Source organism: Curtobacterium sp. UNCCL20, from assembly GCF_900101675.1.
GTDB lineage: Bacteria > Actinomycetota > Actinomycetes > Actinomycetales > Microbacteriaceae > Curtobacterium.
Genome location: NZ_FNKG01000002.1, coordinates 770,845 through 787,036, shown reverse-complemented (window position 1 = coordinate 787,036; position 16,192 = coordinate 770,845). Strand labels below are relative to the sequence as shown.

Annotated in this window: 13 protein-coding genes; 6 read left to right on the top strand and 7 right to left on the bottom strand. The window is 72.5% G+C overall.

Annotation, left to right across the window (positions count from 1 at the left end; all coding sequences use genetic code 11):
* The first annotated feature begins 35 nt into the window (after nt 1-35).
* Entirely contained in the window at nt 36-467 is a 432-nt protein-coding gene (locus tag BLT36_RS13000) for an Rv3235 family protein (protein WP_139166465.1), read from the top strand.
* Between the two features lie 85 nt (nt 468-552).
* Here BLT36_RS13000 and secA read toward each other — a convergent pair whose 3' ends face one another.
* The 6 genes from secA to mtrA form a co-directional block, all read right to left on the bottom strand.
* Nucleotides 553-3,333: a preprotein translocase subunit SecA gene (gene secA / locus BLT36_RS12995; RefSeq protein ID WP_092095673.1), complete on the bottom strand. Its 2,781-nt coding sequence runs from the start codon at nt 3,331-3,333 to the stop codon at nt 553-555.
* 156 nt (nt 3,334-3,489) lie between these two features.
* Complete coding sequence (gene raiA / locus BLT36_RS12990) at nt 3,490-4,197, bottom strand: ribosome hibernation-promoting factor, HPF/YfiA family (RefSeq protein ID WP_092095672.1); 708 nt, start codon at nt 4,195-4,197, stop codon at nt 3,490-3,492.
* Nucleotides 4,198-4,361: 164 nt separating this feature from the next.
* Nucleotides 4,362-5,036, bottom strand: a complete 675-nt coding sequence (locus tag BLT36_RS12985; RefSeq protein WP_092095670.1) for a ComF family protein — start codon at nt 5,034-5,036, stop codon at nt 4,362-4,364.
* A 219-nt stretch (nt 5,037-5,255) separates the two neighbouring features.
* A complete protein-coding gene (locus BLT36_RS12980; protein WP_092095668.1) occupies nt 5,256-6,938 on the bottom strand; it encodes an LpqB family beta-propeller domain-containing protein in 1,683 nt (560 codons plus the stop codon).
* Nucleotides 6,938-8,512, bottom strand: a complete 1,575-nt coding sequence (gene mtrB / locus BLT36_RS12975) for an MtrAB system histidine kinase MtrB (protein WP_302847118.1) — start codon at nt 8,510-8,512, stop codon at nt 6,938-6,940. The genes BLT36_RS12980 and mtrB overlap by 1 nt, the downstream gene beginning before the upstream one ends.
* 206 nt (nt 8,513-8,718) lie before the next feature.
* Nucleotides 8,719-9,393: an MtrAB system response regulator MtrA gene (gene mtrA / locus BLT36_RS12970; protein WP_092095666.1), complete on the bottom strand. Its 675-nt coding sequence runs from the start codon at nt 9,391-9,393 to the stop codon at nt 8,719-8,721.
* Nucleotides 9,394-9,536: 143 nt separating this feature from the next.
* Here mtrA and BLT36_RS12965 point away from each other — a divergent pair, with 143 nt between their 5' ends.
* Genes BLT36_RS12965 through BLT36_RS12945 form a run of 5 tightly spaced genes read left to right on the top strand, consistent with a single transcriptional unit; the run spans nt 9,537 to nt 15,190 of the window.
* The gene (locus BLT36_RS12965) at nt 9,537-10,988 is read left to right on the top strand and encodes a glycerophosphoryl diester phosphodiesterase membrane domain-containing protein (RefSeq protein ID WP_139166464.1); all 1,452 of its coding nucleotides are present in this window, start codon (nt 9,537-9,539) and stop codon (nt 10,986-10,988) included.
* Nucleotides 10,985-11,623, top strand: a complete 639-nt coding sequence (locus BLT36_RS12960) for a DUF4129 domain-containing protein (RefSeq protein WP_092095663.1) — start codon at nt 10,985-10,987, stop codon at nt 11,621-11,623. The genes BLT36_RS12965 and BLT36_RS12960 overlap by 4 nt, the downstream gene beginning before the upstream one ends.
* Complete coding sequence (locus BLT36_RS12955) at nt 11,620-12,849, top strand: DUF4350 domain-containing protein (protein ID WP_092095660.1); 1,230 nt, start codon at nt 11,620-11,622, stop codon at nt 12,847-12,849. Before BLT36_RS12960 ends, BLT36_RS12955 begins: the two co-directional genes overlap by 4 nt.
* Nucleotides 12,846-13,838, top strand: coding sequence for an AAA family ATPase (locus BLT36_RS12950; RefSeq protein ID WP_092095659.1), 993 nt, complete (start codon nt 12,846-12,848; stop codon nt 13,836-13,838). Before BLT36_RS12955 ends, BLT36_RS12950 begins: the two co-directional genes overlap by 4 nt.
* Nucleotides 13,838-15,190 carry a DUF58 domain-containing protein gene (locus BLT36_RS12945; RefSeq protein ID WP_092095657.1) on the top strand — a complete coding sequence of 451 codons (1,353 nt, stop codon included), beginning with the start codon at nt 13,838-13,840 and terminating at the stop codon, nt 15,188-15,190. Before BLT36_RS12950 ends, BLT36_RS12945 begins: the two co-directional genes overlap by 1 nt.
* 4 nt (nt 15,191-15,194) lie before the next feature.
* Here the strand turns inward: BLT36_RS12945 and BLT36_RS12940 are convergent, their stop codons facing one another.
* A complete protein-coding gene (locus tag BLT36_RS12940; protein WP_092095655.1) occupies nt 15,195-16,190 on the bottom strand; it encodes a stage II sporulation protein M in 996 nt (331 codons plus the stop codon).
* Nucleotides 16,191-16,192 lie beyond the last annotated feature (2 nt).

Below are 16,192 nucleotides of genomic sequence, written 5' to 3'. Positions count from 1 at the left end.
ATTTCTCATGTTGCACTCGCCATACGCTCAGCCCGATGAAAGGGGCACGGGTGGCCGAGGAAGCACACCGGATCGATGACGACGAGGGGCCCGAGCGGGAGGTCGTCCGACTCGTCCCGGCCCCGGTACCGACGGACGCACACGACACGGCTCGCGCACTGGGGCTCTGCGTCGCCGAGGTCCTCACGGGCGCGCGGGAGGTCGACAGCATCGCGCGGTGGATCACCGACGAGGTGCACCGGCACCTGCAGCAACGCGCCGCCGTCGCCGCGCGGTCCCGGCAGGTCGGCGGGCGCGCCCCGGCAAGGGCACTCATGCGGGTGGGGAGCGTGCTCGTCTGCCGGCCCGCCGACGGCGTCGCCGAGGCGACGGTCATCGTGCACACCCGCAGTCACGCGCGCGCCGTGGCGCTCCGACTCGAGGAACGGCAGGGGCGCTGGCGCGCGACCGCCGTCGGGGTGCTGTGACGGCGCGAGGCGGTGGACGACCGCCCTGACGGACAGGAGGCACGGTGCCAGCCGGCACCGTGCCTCCTGTCGGAGCGTGTGTGCGTCAGCCCTTCTTCGCGGCCTGACGACGCTCGGCACGGTTGCTCGCCGCTGCCTGGCCGGAGGCCGTCGCGGCGTTGCCGAACGCGGAACCCTGCTCGGGCTCGGCAGCGGCCTCGGCCTCGGCCTGTGCCTTCTGCGCACGCGCCGTGGCGGCCTGCTCGAGGCGGCCGCGCTCGTCGCGGACCTCGACCTCGCCGTCGATCGACGGGGCCGAGTACTCGAGCCCGGAGACCTCGTCCTCGCTGAGGCCCTTCGCCTCGATGACGGCGTTCTCACCGTCGGACTGCACCTGCACCTCGAGGTTGAACAGGTAGCCGACCGACTCCTCGCGGATCTGCCCCATCATGCTCTGGAACAGGGCGTAGCCCTCGCGCTGGTACTCGACCAGCGGGTCACGCTGCGCCATCGCACGGAGGCCGATGCCGTCCTTGAGGTAGTCCATCTCGTACAGGTGGTCGCGCCAGCGGCGGTCGATCACGGAGAGGACGACGCGACGCTCGAGCTCACGCATCGCCTCGTCGCCGAGCATCTCCTCGCGCTTCTGGTACGCCAGCTTCGCGTCGGAGAGGATCTCGCGGCCGAGGAAGTCGCGGGTGGCCTTGCCCTTCGAGCCGGCCTCGGTGATGACCTCGTCGATGGAGATCGAGATCGGGAACAGCGTGCCGAGTTCGGTCCACATCGCGTCGAGGTCCCAGTCGTCCGGGGAGCCGTCGCCGGTGTGGGTGTCGATCACGTCGTCGACGACGCTCTTGAGGAACGCCTGCGCACGGTCGTGGATGTCGTCACCCTCGAGGATGTGGCGGCGGTCGCTGTAGATCGCCTCGCGCTGACGGTTCAGGACGTCGTCGTACTTCAGGACGTTCTTGCGGATCTCGGCGTTGCGGCCCTCGACCTGCGACTGGGCCGAACGGATCGCACGGCCGACGAGCTTGTTCTCGATCGCGAGGTCGTCCGGCACGTTCGAGCGGCCCATCAGGCTCTCGGCGGCACCGGAGTTGAACAGGCGCATGAGGTCGTCGGTGAGCGACAGGTAGAACCGGCTCTCGCCCGGGTCGCCCTGACGGCCGGAACGACCGCGCAGCTGGTTGTCGATGCGGCGGGACTCGTGCCGCTCGGTACCGAGGACGTACAGGCCGCCGGCTGCGCGGACCTTGTCGCCCTCTTCCTCGACCTCGGCCTTGACGCGGGCGAACACGTCGTCCCACTCGGCCTCGTACTCGTCCGGCGTCTCCGTCGGGGACAGCCCCTTGGCGTGCATCTCCTGCACGGCGAGGAACTCCGAGTTGCCGCCGAGCATGATGTCCGTTCCACGGCCGGCCATGTTCGTGGCGACGGTCACCGCGCCGAGGCGACCGGCCTGGGCGACGATCGCTGCTTCACGCGCGTGGTTCTTCGCGTTCAGGACCTCGTGCTTGACGCCCTTCTTCGCGAGGAGCTTCGACAGGTACTCGGACTTCTCGACACTCGTGGTACCGACGAGGACCGGCTGGCCCTTCTCGTGGCGCTCGGCGATGTCCTCGGCGACCTGCTCGAACTTCGCCTTCTCGTTCTTGTAGACGAGGTCGGTCTGGTCGAGGCGCTGCATCGGCTTGTTCGTCGGGATCGGGACCACGCCGAGCTTGTAGGTCGACATGAACTCGGCGGCCTCGGTCTCGGCGGTACCGGTCATGCCGGACAGCTTCTGGTAGAGGCGGAAGTAGTTCTGCAGGGTGACCGTGGCGAGGGTCTGGTTCTCGGCCTTGACCTCGACCCCCTCCTTCGCCTCGATCGCCTGGTGGATGCCCTCGTTGTAGCGACGGCCCATCAGGATCCGGCCGGTGTGCTCGTCGACGATGAGCACCTCGCCGTTCATCACGACGTAGTCCTTGTCCTTCTTGAACAGGGCGACGGCCTTGATGGAGTTGTTGAGGAACGAGATGAGCGGGGTGTTCGCCGACTCGTACAGGTTCTCGATGCCGAGGTAGTCCTCGACCTTCTCGATGCCGGGCTCGAGGACGCCGACGGTGCGCTTCTTCTCGTCGACCTCGTAGTCCTCGCCCGGGGTGAGGCGGGTGGCGATCGACGCGAACTCGGTGAACCAGCGGTTCGCCTCGCCGGAGGACGGGCCCGAGATGATGAGCGGCGTGCGGGCCTCGTCGATGAGGATCGAGTCCACCTCGTCGACGATGGCGAAGTAGTGGCCGCGCTGGACCATGTCGGAGGACTGCCACGCCATGTTGTCGCGGAGGTAGTCGAAGCCGAACTCGTTGTTCGTGCCGTACGTGATGTCGGCGGCGTACTGCTCGCGACGCTCGGCCGGCGACTGGTTCGCGATGATGCAGCCGGTCGTCATGCCGAGCGCACGGAACACCCGGCCCATGATCTCGGACTGGTACGACGCGAGGAAGTCGTTGACGGTGATGACGTGCACGCCGCGCGACGGGATCGCGTTGAGGTACGCGGCCGTCGTGGCGACGAGGGTCTTGCCCTCACCGGTCTTCATCTCGGCGATGTTGCCGAGGTGGAGCGCGGCGCCGCCCATGAGCTGGACGTCGAAGTGCCGCATGCCGAGGGTGCGCTTCGCTGCTTCGCGGACGGCGGCGAACGCCTCGGGGAGCAGGTCGTCGAGGGTCTCGCCGTTGGCGTACCGCTCGCGGAGCTCCTTCGTCTCGTCCTGGAGCTCCTCGTCGGTGAGACTCGCGAAGTCGTCCTCGAGGTCGTTGATGGCCGAGGCGTACGCCTTCAGCCGACGGAGGGTGCGTCCTTCGCCGATGCGGAGGACCTTCTCCAGCACGTTTGCCACGTGAGCTCCTTACGAGATCGTCTCGCGCGACCTGCGCGATGCGAACAGCCAGTCATGCTAGCAACCCGGGCGAGCCGGGTGCTGGGAGCGGCACGGGTGTGCGCGGCCCGCGAACGGACCGCGCACACCCGGATCGGTCGGTGGTGGACGTCGCCGTCAGGCGATCGCGACCGCCGCTTCGGTCTCGGACGCCGCCGCCACGGACCCGCCGGCGGTCGTGTCGTCGATGCCGATCACGCCGTAGTCCCAGCCCTTCCTCCGGTAGACCACGCTCGGCCGGTGCGTCTCCGCGTCGACGAACAGGTAGAAGTCGTGCCCGACGAGCTCCATGAAGTAGAGGGCATCGTCGACGGTCATCGGAGCCGCCTCGAACACCTTGTGGCGGATGACCACGGGGCTGTACACCTCGGTGTCGTCCTCGCTCGCATCCGCGTCGACGACGGGGACCGCGCCGGTGGCCACGTCCTCGATCAGCTTGCCGTCGGCCGGGACGATGCCCATCCGCTCGAAGCCGCTGCTGGCGGCCTCGGCGACGGAGGTCGGGCTGTGCCGGCCACGGTGCACCTTGCGGCGGTCGCGCGCCCGGCGGAGCCGTTCCATGATCCGGGCGAAGGCGAGGTCGAACGCGGCGTACTTGTCGGAGGCCGCGGACTCGGCCCGGACGAGCGGCCCGGGGCCGATCAGGGTGAGCTCGACGCGGTCCTCGCCCTGGGAACCGCCCGACTTCTCGTGGTGGCGGCTGATGCGCACCTCGAACGCGAGGGCGCGGTCGGCGAGCACGTCGATCTTCTCGGACTTCTGTTCGACGTAGGTGCGGAATCGGTCGGTGACCCCGATGTTCCGGCCCGTGATCGTCACGTCCATGTGGCGGCTCCCATCCAGACTCAGCGCGTCGCCTCCATCCGGCGATCATCAACGCCTTGCCGCGAGGCTAGACCCCGCCGGACCCGGGTGTCACCAGATGTCGGTGAGTCGTGCCGGACACCCATCGGACACACAGTGGTCACCGAGCGTTCACCGATGTCACATCAGTCCTCGACGCTCGCCACCGCGACGCAGCGGACCACCCGCCCGCCCGCCGCCCGGACCGCACGCACCGCCTCGGCCATCGTGACGCCCGTCGTGACGACGTCGTCCACCACGACCACGGACCGCCCGGTGACCCCGACCGCGCGGAGCGTGCCGACCGTCGCCGCGACGCGCTCGACCCCGGAGCGTTCCTTCTGACCGTGTCCGGAGCCGGGCGACCGAGCCCGTCGCAGTGACCGCGACCGCGCCCGGTGCAGCGACCTCGGCCGACGCACGCCCCCGCGCGCGAGCAGCAGCACGACCGGGTCGAAGCCCCGGCGCCTCGCCCCCTGCCGTGAGGGCGGGACCCGGAGCAGCACCGCGTCCGACGGTGCCTCGGCGAGCGCCGCACGGACGAGCGCCCCGAACCGGGTGCCGAGCGGCCGTGCCAGGTCCACCCGGCCGCGGAGCTTCAGTTCGAGGAGCAGCGTCCGGACGATCCCGCCGTACTCGAAGGCCGCGTCCAGCCGGACCCCGGCGACGAGCCGGACCCGCCCCGGTTCGGCGGCGAGCGTCTGCCGACACCCTCGGCAGAGCGCGCGGTCCGCCCGGCCGCACCCGGCGCAGGCGACCGGCAGGAAGAGTCCGAGCACGGCGAGGAACGCGTCCTGCCAGGGCGGGTCGGGGGTGGTCATGCCCACCACCCTGGCGGTGACCGACGGGCGGACGCGGGCCGGTCCCGGGGACGGTGGACGGGCCTCCAGGCGAGCGCACCTGTGGAGGAGAGGCGAGCGCACCTGCTGAGGACTGGCGACCGCACCTGCTGAGGACAGGCGACCGCACCTGCTGAGGACTGGCGACCGCACCTGCTGAGGACGGGCACCCGCCCGCCCCGCGGCGGTCGGGACGGCTCGTCAGCGCTGGATGCCGAGCACGTCGGCGCTGACGCCCGTCGTGTCCCACCCACCACCCGTGGACTGCAGGACCGACCCGTCCGACATCCGCAGCAGCATCGACCCGGCGCTGCCACCCGCGATCGTCGTCGCGCGCCCGTCCGGCTTCGGCAGGGTGCTCGACTGCCCGCCGACCGTGCTGCGGACGACGTCCGGGCCGGACGGCGTCTGCCCGAGCGAGGCGATGTCGGAGTCGCTGATCCAGGCCGCACCGACGGCGTCACCCGTGGCGGCCTGCACCCGGACGGGCGGCCCGAGGGCGGTCGGCGTGCGGTCCGACCCGCGGATGATCGCCATCACGTACAGGCTCGGTCCGTCGTTCGTCTGGATGAGGGCGAGGGCCCGCGTGGAGTCGCGGGAGACCTGGAAGGACACGAGCTCGCCGGTCGGCAGGGTCGTGCTCACCGCGTGCGGGTCACCGCCGAGACCGTAGGCCGTGACCTTCCGGGTGTCCCGGGACGACGCGACCCAGACGAAGCCGAGGTCGTCGATCGACGGCGCGACGAGGTCCTCCGTCGCGTCGACGCGCAGGTGGTTCCGCCCGCGCACCACGGAGACGCCGTCGTCGTTGCCCACCACCGCGGCGGTGCCGGACGCGGAGAGGGCGAACGCCGACGGGTCGAGGCCCGCGATCTCGTCCCCCATGCCGTTGCCGAGCTCCGCGATCTTGCCGGTGCTCGAGGCGGCGTACCCGACGGACCCGTCGCGCTCGACGAGGGGGCGCGAGTCGACGTCCGGGTTCTGCTGCGCGTCCGCGCCGCCGGTGTCCGGGACCGAGAACGTCGCACCCTCGACGGTGATCGCGACCGAGGACACGGTCGCCACGGACGCCAGGGACTTGCTGAGCTGCTCGCGCATCCGGACCTTGTCCTGGCTGCTGGCACGGAGGGCGTCGCTCGACAGGTCGACGAGGGCGGTGCCGTTGTCGACGGTCACGGCGTTGAGGGAGAGCTGCGTCCCCTCGGGGAACGACGAGACGACGGCACCCTTCAGCCAGGTCGACGGGCCGGCGAGCAGGGCGCTCGCGATCCGGGTGCTCGTGGACGAGCGGGCGAGGAACCAGCGCTCGTCCGGCACGAGGAACCGGTAGGTCGGGTCGAAGAAGTACAGGGCGTGCTGCTGGAACACCGAGTCGAAGTTGACCGGCGACAGGATGATGCCGTCGGGCGCGTAGGCGATGCGCCACTCCCCGTCCTCGCGCGTGAACTGGAACGTCAGCGTGGACGAGGTCGGACGGACGGCCTGGGTGTACTCGCCGTCCGAGTCGACGGTGGCGCTCGCGGTGAGTGTGTAGGAGAGCTCCCGGTCGCCGACCCGCTCGACGGCGGGGTTCCCCTGCCGGATGGTGACGCCGCGCCGGGGGTTCCACTTCTCGGAGAAGCTCGACGCGAGGAACTGCCGGGCGATCGCGTAGTCGTCCTGGGCACCGGTGCCGGCCGCGATGAACCCGCGGAGGATCGCGGTCTGGTCGGATCCGGCGACGGGCTTGTCCGGCCGGTAGTCCACCCCGGAGATCGACTCGTCCTTGATCGTCTGTCCGGCACGCACGGGCCCGTCGGTCGGGATCGCGGCACAGGCGCTCACGGCGACGACGGTCAGCGCGGCGAGCGCCGTGGCGACGAGGGTCCGGAAGCGGGTGCGCATCAGTCTTCCTCTCGGACGGCGCGGGGGCCCTCGTAGGACTCGTCGAGCTCGGGCAGCGGGATCGCGGACGTTGTGACGGGCACGCGCTCCGTCCGGGGCAGGGTGAGGACGAAGGTCGAGCCCTCCCCCGGCCGGGACCACACGTCGATCCGCCCGCCGTGCAGGTTCGCGTCGCCGAGGGAGATCGCGAGGCCGAGGCCGGTGCCGCCGATGGTGCGGCGGCGACTCGGGTCGGCACGCCAGAACCGGTCGAACACCCGAGCGGCGTCCTCCGGCGGCATCCCAATCCCCTGGTCGCGGACCGCGATCGCCACCGTGCGGGCGTCACTGTCGACCACGACCTGCACGGGTTTCTCGTCACCGTGCTCGATGGCGTTGCCGACCAGGTTGCGGAGGATGCGACGGACGCGCTTCGCGTCGAGCTGCATCGTGGTGTGCCCACCGGGGGTGACGAGCTGCAGGTCGACGCCGGCGCGTTCGGCGAGCGGGCGGAACTCGTCCACGATGTCCATCGCCAGCGCCGCCGGGATCACGGGCTCGGGGTCGAGCTGCACCGCCTGCGCGTCGAACCGGGAGATCTCGAGGAGGTCGGCCAGCAGCAGCTCGAACCGCTCGACCTGCGCGTGCAGGAGCTCGGCGGAACGGCCGACGGCGGGCTCGAACGCGTGCCGCGAGTCGAAGAGCATGTCGCCGGCGAGGCGGATCGTGGTGAGCGGCGTCCGGAGCTCGTGCGAGACGTCGGACACGAACCGCTGCTGCACCCGCGAGAGCTCGGCTAGCTGCGTGATCTGCCGGCTCACCGCGTCCGCCATGCCGTTGAAGCTGCGGGCCAGCGTCGCGATGTCGTCGTTGCCCTTCACCGGGATGCGCTCGTCGAGCCGCCCGGCCGCGATCTTCCGGCTCGTCTCGGCCGCACCGCGGATCGGCACCACGACCAGGCGCACCACGAGGGACGTCACCAGGGCGATGAGGACCATCAGCGCGACACCGCCGATGGACAGCGTCTGCGACACGAAGTCGAGGGTCTGCTGCGCGTCCGACAGGTCGTAGACGAGGTACAGCTCGTACTGTCCAGCACTGGGGATCTGCAGCGTCGACCCGACGGCGAGCCCGGGCTGCTTGCGTCCGTCGGACTCGAGCTCGACGGGCTGCAGGGCGAGCTTGCCGGTGTTCTTCCCGACCTCCTTGCGGAGGGCCTCGGTGATCGCCGCGTCCGGGAAGCCCGTGCTGGCGAGGGTCTGCAGCGTCTGCGGGGCCGACTGGTCCGGGCTCCGCTCGATCGCGATGCTCGTGCCGCCGGGGCTCGTCGTGTTCGACTGGATCGCCTGCTGGGCCTCGTTCTGCAGCGTCTCGAGCTCAGTCTGGTTGTTGTCCTCGCCCGCGGTCGCCGCGTCGAAGATGCCCTGGGCGACGATCGTCGCACGGGCCGACTCGGACTCGATCTGGTCGCGGCGCTGCGCGTAGACGTTGTTCGAGATGCTGATCATCACGGCGGTGCCGATGATCGCGATGGCCAGACCGGTGGTGGTCACGGTGATCGCGACCGAACGGAACATCAGCGAGCGTCGCCACAGGTACGCGACCCCCCGCAGGCCGCGTCGGACCCAGCGACGGAGGCGTCGGCGGAAGCGTGCCAGCGTGCCGGTCGCCCCGGGGCGGCCCGCGGCGGCGGGCTGCCCCGACGCCGCGGGTTTCCCGGACGCCGCGGGCTTCGCGGCCGCCGCCGGTTGCTCGGACGCGGCCGATCCGGTCCCTCCGGACGGTTCCGGCGGCACGGTGCTCAGGCCCCTCCGGCCCGGTACCCGACGCCGCGCACCGTGGTGACGATCTTCGGGTTGTCGGGGTCGTGCTCGATCTTCGCGCGGAGGCGCTGCACGTGCACGTTCACCAGACGGGTGTCCGCCTTGTAGTGGTAGCCCCACACCTGCTCGAGGAGCATCTCGCGCGTGAACACCTGGTTCGGCTTCTCGGACAGCGCCCGGAGCAGGTCGAACTCGAGCGGCGTCAGCGCGATCACCGCGTCCCCGCGACGCACCTCGTGCCCGGCGACGTCGACGGTGAGGTCGCCGACGTGCAGGACCGTCGCGTCGCTGGCCGTGGGGCGCAGTCGCGTGCGGATGCGGGCGACGAGCTCCTTCGGGTTGAAGGGCTTCACGACGTAGTCGTCGGCGCCGTTCTCGAGGCCGGCGACGACGTCGGCGGTGTCGCCCCGCGCCGTGAGCATGATGATCGGCGTCCCGCTCTCCGCGCGGATGCGCTTGCACACCTCGATGCCGTCGATGCCCGGGAGCATGACGTCGAGGAGCACGAGGTCGGGCTTCGTGCTGTGGAAGGCGTCGATGGCGTCGTTGCCGTCGGCGCTGAACTCCGGCTCGTAGCCCTCGGAACGGAGGACGATGCCGATCATCTCGGCGAGGGCCTGGTCGTCGTCGACGACGAGGATGCGCGGTGTCATGTGATGTGGACTCCGTGTGGCGTGCGGCGGTGCCGGGTGCACCTGACCACTCACGATAGCCGAGGCCCCGTCGAGCGGCGTTTTCCGACAGGATGGTGTCGACCACGCTCCGCTGCGCGGTCGCGGACCACGAGGGGGCGGCGATGTCCGATTGGCAGGTACCGGGTGGGCAGGGCGGTGCGCCCGGTGGTCCGTCCGCCGGTGGACCGAGCGGTGCGTCCGGCGGTGGGCCGGGGTGGCCGTCCGGGCCTGGAGGCACGCAGCCGTCCGGCGGGCAGCAGCAGCCCGGCCCGTGGCCGGGTCCGCCTGCCCCGCGACCGTCCGCGGGATCGCGTCCGGTCATCCCGCTGCGGCCGCTCGGCCTCGGCGACGTGCTCGCGGGTGCCTTCACCGTCTTCCGCCGGAACGCCCGGGTCCTCCTCCTCTGGAGCGTGCTGCTGAGCGGCGTCCTCGGTCTCCTCTCCACGCTCGTCAGCACCTTCGGGCAGCGCGTGCTGCAGTCGCGGATGCTGTCCGCGGTGGACGGGGGCACCGGCGCCGACACGATCGCCGCCGGGTCGTTCACGCTCTGGCTGGTGCTGTCCATCGCGCTGCCGTTCCTGGCGTACCTCGGCCGCGGGTTCCTCGTCGCACCGGTCGCCGCCGACACCGGGCAGCGGATCCTCGGGCGTCGAGCGACCTTCCGCGGGCTGTGGGCACTCCTCGCGGGTCGCCGCTGGTCCGTCGTCGCGTGGATCCTCCTCCAGCTCGCCGCCGGTCTCGTGATCGGCGTCGTGTTCGTCCTCGTCGTGTTCGGGTTCGTCGCGACGCTCTCCGCCGGCCAGTCGAACGTCTGGGGGTTCGTCCTCGCGATCCTCGGGCTCTTCGCCGGGTTCGGGGTCGTCCTCGTCTGGCTCGGCACCCGGTTCGCCTTCACCGTGCCGACGATCGCGCTGGAGGGCCGGACCGCCTTCGCCGCGGCCGCGCAGTCGTGGCGGCTGACCAGCGGCGCGTTCTGGCGGACCTTCGGCATCCTGCTCCTCGTGCAGGCGATGTTCGGGTTCGCCGTCTCGATCGCGTCCTTCCCGTTGACGATCGGCGCGGCGCTCGTGGGCGGCACGTTCGACCCGCTCGGGCAGACCGACGCGTCGTCCGGCGTCGGTGTGGGCGCCACCGTGGCCATCGTCGTCGGCAGCCTGCTCGGGATCGCGGTGCAGTGCATCACGGACGTCCTCACGGGCTCGGTGACCACGCTGCTCGCCGTCGACCGGCGGATCCGGACCGAGGCGCTCGACCAGCGGATCGCGTCGCACCTCGAGTCCGGGCAGCCGACCGACCCGTTCGCACCCGGGCCGCGGGTCGCCCGTCCGCCGTGGCCGCCGCAGGGCCCCGGGCAGCAGTGGGCCGGGCCGCAGCAGTACGGCCAGCCCCAGCAGTACGGCCAGCCCCAGCAGTACGGCCAGCCCCAGCAGTACGGCCAGCCCCAGCAGTACGGCCAGCCCCAGCAGTACGGGCAGCCGCAGCAGTACGGCCAGCCGCAGCAGCCCCCGGGCCGGTCGGCGCCGCCGGAGTGGGGCGGGGCGCCGAACCGGTACCCGCCGAACGGAGGGGCATGAGCATCGACCCCGACGAGGCCCGCCGACTGCTCGAGCGCGAGCTCGAGAAGTCCCAGTACGACGGCGCCCACGTGACCTGGTGGGACCGCGCCTCGCGGGCGTTCCTCGAGTGGCTCGGCTCGTTCCGCGCGGACGGCCTGGGCTCCCCCGCCGTGGCGCACACCCTGCTCTGGGTCGCGATCGTCGTGCTCGTCGCCGTCGTCGTCCTCGTGGTCGTCGCCCGGGGGCTCCCCCGCCGACGTGCCCGACTCGCCGCGGGCGGCCCCGGCGGGGTGTTCGACGACGACGACCTCCGCTCCGCCCGTGACCTCGGCGACGACGCCCGTACCGCGCTCCGCACCGGGGACTGGGCCCGTGCCGTGCTCGACGGCTACCGCGCCCTCGCCCGCGGGCTCGGGGAGCGCGACCTCGTGCCGGACGTCCCCGGCGCGACCGCCCGGGCGATCGCCGACCGGGCCGCGCGGGTGTTCCCGGCCCAGGCGACCGACCTCCGCCGTGCCGCGGCGACGTTCGACGGCGTGCGCTACCTCGACGTCCCCGCCACCGAGGCCGCCGCCCGTGCCGTCCTCGACACCGTGCACGCGGTCCGCTCCACCCGGCCCGCGCACGTGGACACCCCGGTGGTCCCCGCGTGACCGCCACGACGGCCCCGGTCGAGCAGGCGGCGACGACCCCGCACGACGGACGCCGGGTCCGCATCGGCTTCTGGATCGCCATCGTCCTGGTCGGCCTCCTCCTCGCCGTGCTGACCGCCGCGGTACAGGGCACGAACGGGCCGTCCAGCACGCCCCTCGACCCGACGTCGGCGGGTGCGAGCGGCTCGAAGGCGCTCGTCCGCGTGCTCGAGCAGCAGGGCACCGACGTCCGGGTCACCGACAGCGCGGACGGCATCACCGGCGGCACCGTGTTCGTCGACGACTCGGAGCGTGCGCTCGACCGCACCGTCGCCCGCCGGCTCGCACGGGAAGCGGCCCACGTGGTCCTCGTCTCCACGAGTGCGACCGCCCTCGACGCCTTCGACCTCGACGTCGAACCGACCGCGCAGGTCGACGGCGACGACACCGTCTCCACCGCCTCGTGCACGATCCCCGCGGCGTCGAACGCGTCCCGGATCACGGCCACCGGCACCGCCTACGCGGTGCCCGACGACAAGCGTGCGTCCGCCGGCACGGTGCTGTGCGCGCCCACCGGGACCGGCGACGACCGTGCCTGGGGCCTCGTCCGGGTCGACACGCCGGGCGGCGACGTCACCCTCGTCGGCACCACCGCCGTGTTCCGCAACGACACGATCACCACCGCCGGCAACGCTGCGCTGGCGCTGGGGCTGCTCGGCGACGACGACGCCCTGACCTGGTACACCCCGAAGCCGGGCACGCCCGACGCCGCGCCGACGCTCGGGACGCTCGCGCCGCCGTGGGTGCCGAGCGCACTGGCGCTGCTCGCGCTCGTCGCGGTCGCCGCCGGGTTCTGGCGTGGACGCCGGCTCGGGCCGCTCGTGGTCGAGCGGATGCCGGTCGTGGTCCGCGCCGCCGAGACGACCGAGGGACGCGCCCGGCTCGCCGCGCGGACCCGTGACCGCACCCACGCACTGGACACCCTCCGGATCGCCGCCCTCCGCCGCATCGGACGCCGGCTCGGGCTCCTCCGCTCGGCGCACGTCGACGAGGTCGTCCGGGCCGCCGCCCACGCGACCGGCATCCCGGACACCCGCGTCGGCGAGGTGCTCGTCGGCGGCCCCACCGCAGACGACCGGTCGCTCGTCGCGGGCGCGGCGGCGCTCGACGACCTGGAGCGAGCCGTCACCGCCGCGACCACCGGCGACCAGCAGACCGACACCGACCGACGAGGAGCACGACCGTGACCGACCCCTCCACCACCCAGACCCTCCAGCAGTCGGCGGGCGATCCGCTCCGCGACGCCTTCGGTCGGCTCCGTGCCGAGGTCGGCAAGGCGGTCGTCGGACAGGAGGGTGCGGTCTCCGGCATGATCGTCGGCATCCTGGCGCAGGGACACGTCCTGCTCGAGGGCGTCCCCGGGGTCGCGAAGACGCTCCTGGTCCGCAGCCTCGCGGCCGCGATGTCGCTCGACACGAAGCGCATCCAGTTCACGCCCGACCTGATGCCCGGCGACGTCACCGGATCGCTCGTCTACGACGCCTCGACCGGCACCTTCCCCTTCCGCGAGGGGCCGGTGTTCACGAACGTGCTCCTCGCCGACGAGGTGAACCGGACACCGCCGAAGACGCAGTCGGCCCTGCTCGAGGCCATGGAGGAGCGTCAGGTCAGCGTCGACGGCGAGGCCCGGCAGCTGCCCGCCCCGTTCTTCGTCGCCGCGACCATGAACCCGATCGAGTTCGAGGGCACCTACACGCTGCCCGAGGCCCAGCTCGACCGGTTCCTGATGAAGCTCACCCTCGACGTGCCCCCGCGGGACGTCGAGTGGCAGGTCCTCCGCCGGCACGCCGACGGCTTCGTGCCGCGCGACGTCCGGTCCGCCGGCATCGTGCCCGTCGTCGGCGTCGACGAGGTCCTCGGGGCGCAGGACGCCGTCCGCGCGGTCGGCGCCCGGGACGACGTCCTGGCCTACATCGTCGACCTCGCCCGTGCGACCCGTCAGGCGCCGTCCGTCCGGGTCGGGGTCAGCCCCCGCGGTGCCACCGCACTGCTCGCCGCCGCGAAGGCCTGGGCGTGGCTCACCGGCTACGACGCGATCACGCCGGACCACGTGCAGGCCATGCTCCTGCCGGTCTGGCGGCACCGGCTCCGGGTGGCGGCCGACGCCGAACTCGAGGGCGTCGGCGCGGACGGGGTGCTGCAGCAGGTGCTCGAACAGGTCCGGGTGCCGATCTAGTGGCGATCTCCGGCCGGTTCGTCGCGCTCCTCGCCGTCGCGATCGTCCCCACCGTGCTGCTCGGCACGGGGTGGGCGGGTCTCACCTGGGCGGGGGTCGTGGTCCTCGCCGCGGTGCTCGACGTCCTCCTCGCCGCGGACCTCGGACGGATCCGGGTCGAGCGGCGGATGCCCCGGCTCGCGCGCCGCGACACGACGACCGACGGCACGCTCGTGCTCGCGAACGACGGCGCGCGGCGGCTCCGGGCACTCGTGCGGGACATGTGGGAGCCCTCGGCCGGCCGTGCCCCGCGGCGCCTGCGGCTGGACGTGCCGCCCGGCGAGCGCCGGACCGCCCGGATGCGGTTCGCACCCTTCCGCCGCGGTCGGCGGGTGACCCTCGGTGTCGCCGTCCGCGCGTTCGGACCGCTCGGACTCGCCGCCCGGCAGCGGGTCCTCGCCGTCCCCGCGGAACTCGTCGTGACGCCGCCGTTCCGGTCGCGCCGGCACCTGCCCTCACGGCTCGCCCGGCTCCGCGAGCTCGACGGTGAGACGACGCTGCAGCTCCGCGGCCACGGCACCGAGTTCGACTCCCTGCGGGACTACGTGCGCGGTGACGACGTGCGGTCCATCGACTGGCGTGCCACCGCGCGCCGCCAAGACCTCGTCGTCCGGACCTGGCGTCCGGAGCGGGACCGTCGCGTCGTCGTGGTGGTCGACGCCGGGCGCGCGGGCGCCGGTCGGGTCGACGACGAACCCCGGCTCGACACGTTCATCGAGTCCGCGCTGCTGCTCGGCGCCCTCGCCGCTGCGGCCGGTGACCGCGTCGACCTCGTCGTGCTCGACGACGCCGTCCGCGGGCGGGTGCACGGTGCGACCCGGACCGACGTCGTGCAGCGGTTCGGCGAGACGCTCGCGACGGCCGAACCCGGACTCGCCGCCACGGACTGGTCGGCCGTGCCCGGGATCGTCGACGGCATCACGACCTCGCGGGCGTTCGTCGTGCTGGTGTCGAGCCTCGACTCGGTGGGTGCCTCCGGCGACCTGCTCGCGGTCCTCCCGCGGCTCGTGCGGCGGCACGCCGTGGTCGTGACGTCCGTGACCGACCCGACGGTCGAGCGGATGGCGAGCGGGGCACCGGAGCCGGCCGGCACGGAACTCTGGCGACGGGGCGGACGCGCACCGTCCCTCCCGGCCCGTGCGGAGCGCGACGTCCACCGCAGGGCCGCCGCCGAACGCTCGCTGCTGGACGCCGACGGCGTCGCGGACGTGGCCAGACGAGCCGGTGCCGAGGTCGTGCGGGCGACGCCCGAGCAGGTGCCGCCGCTCGTCGCCGACGCGTACATCCGGGCGAAGGCGACCGGGCGGCTGTAGCCGCTCAGTCGGCGACGAGCGCCGTGGCGCCGCGCTCGAACTCCTCGAGGTCGCCGCGTTCCCCGGCCCGGTGCGCACGGCCGCCCAGCACCCACTGGTACCAGAGGACCGCGACGAGCGCGACGGTGCCGATCCCGATCTTCACCGGCCACGGCCAGTCCTGCCGCGTCACGGTGCCCTCGATGATGCCCGACAGCAGCAGGGTCAGCGTGAGTCCGACCGCGATCGTGATGAGCGCGCGGCCGTCCTCGGCGAGGGCCTGGCCGCGCGTCCGTGCCCCGGGCGCGACCCAGGACCAGAAGATCATCAGGCCGGCGGCCGCCGCGAGGAACACCGAGTAGAGCTCGAGCTGGCCGTGCGGCGTGATGTACAGGAAGAAGTCGCCGAGTCGCCCCTCGGAGTGCATGATCGCCGCCGAGACGCCCAGACTGACAGCGTTCTGGCCGATCGAGAACGGCACCCAGAGGCCCGTGATGCCGAACGCCACCATCGTCGCCGCGATGTACGCGTTGTTCGTCCACACCTGCGTCGTGAACGCCCCGAGGCCGTGGTCGGAGTAGTAGTCCTGGAAGTCCTGCGTGGCGTACTGCCGGAGCGACTCCGGCGTCCCGAACGTCACGATCGCCCCCGGGGTCGTGCTGATCCAGACCGCCACGATCGCCGCGACGGCCGCGGTGGCGAGGGTGACCCAGATCGCCAGCCAGCGGATCCGGTACAGCGCTGCGGGCAGCTGCACGACGAAGAACGAGGTGACGGCCGTGAGCGGGTCGACCGGCGTCCCCGTGAACCGCAGCCGTGCACGGAACAGGGTCAGCGACAGCCGGTCCCCCACGGCGGTGCGGGGTGCGGCGCCCCGGATGCGGGCGAGGTCGGTGGCCGCCTGCTGGTAGTCGGACACGAGACGGTCCACGTCGGCGCCGGACGCGTGGCGCGATCGGGCGAGCCGGTCGAGTTCCTGCCACCGCTCGCGGTGCACGTCGGTGTAGGCATCCAGGTCCACGT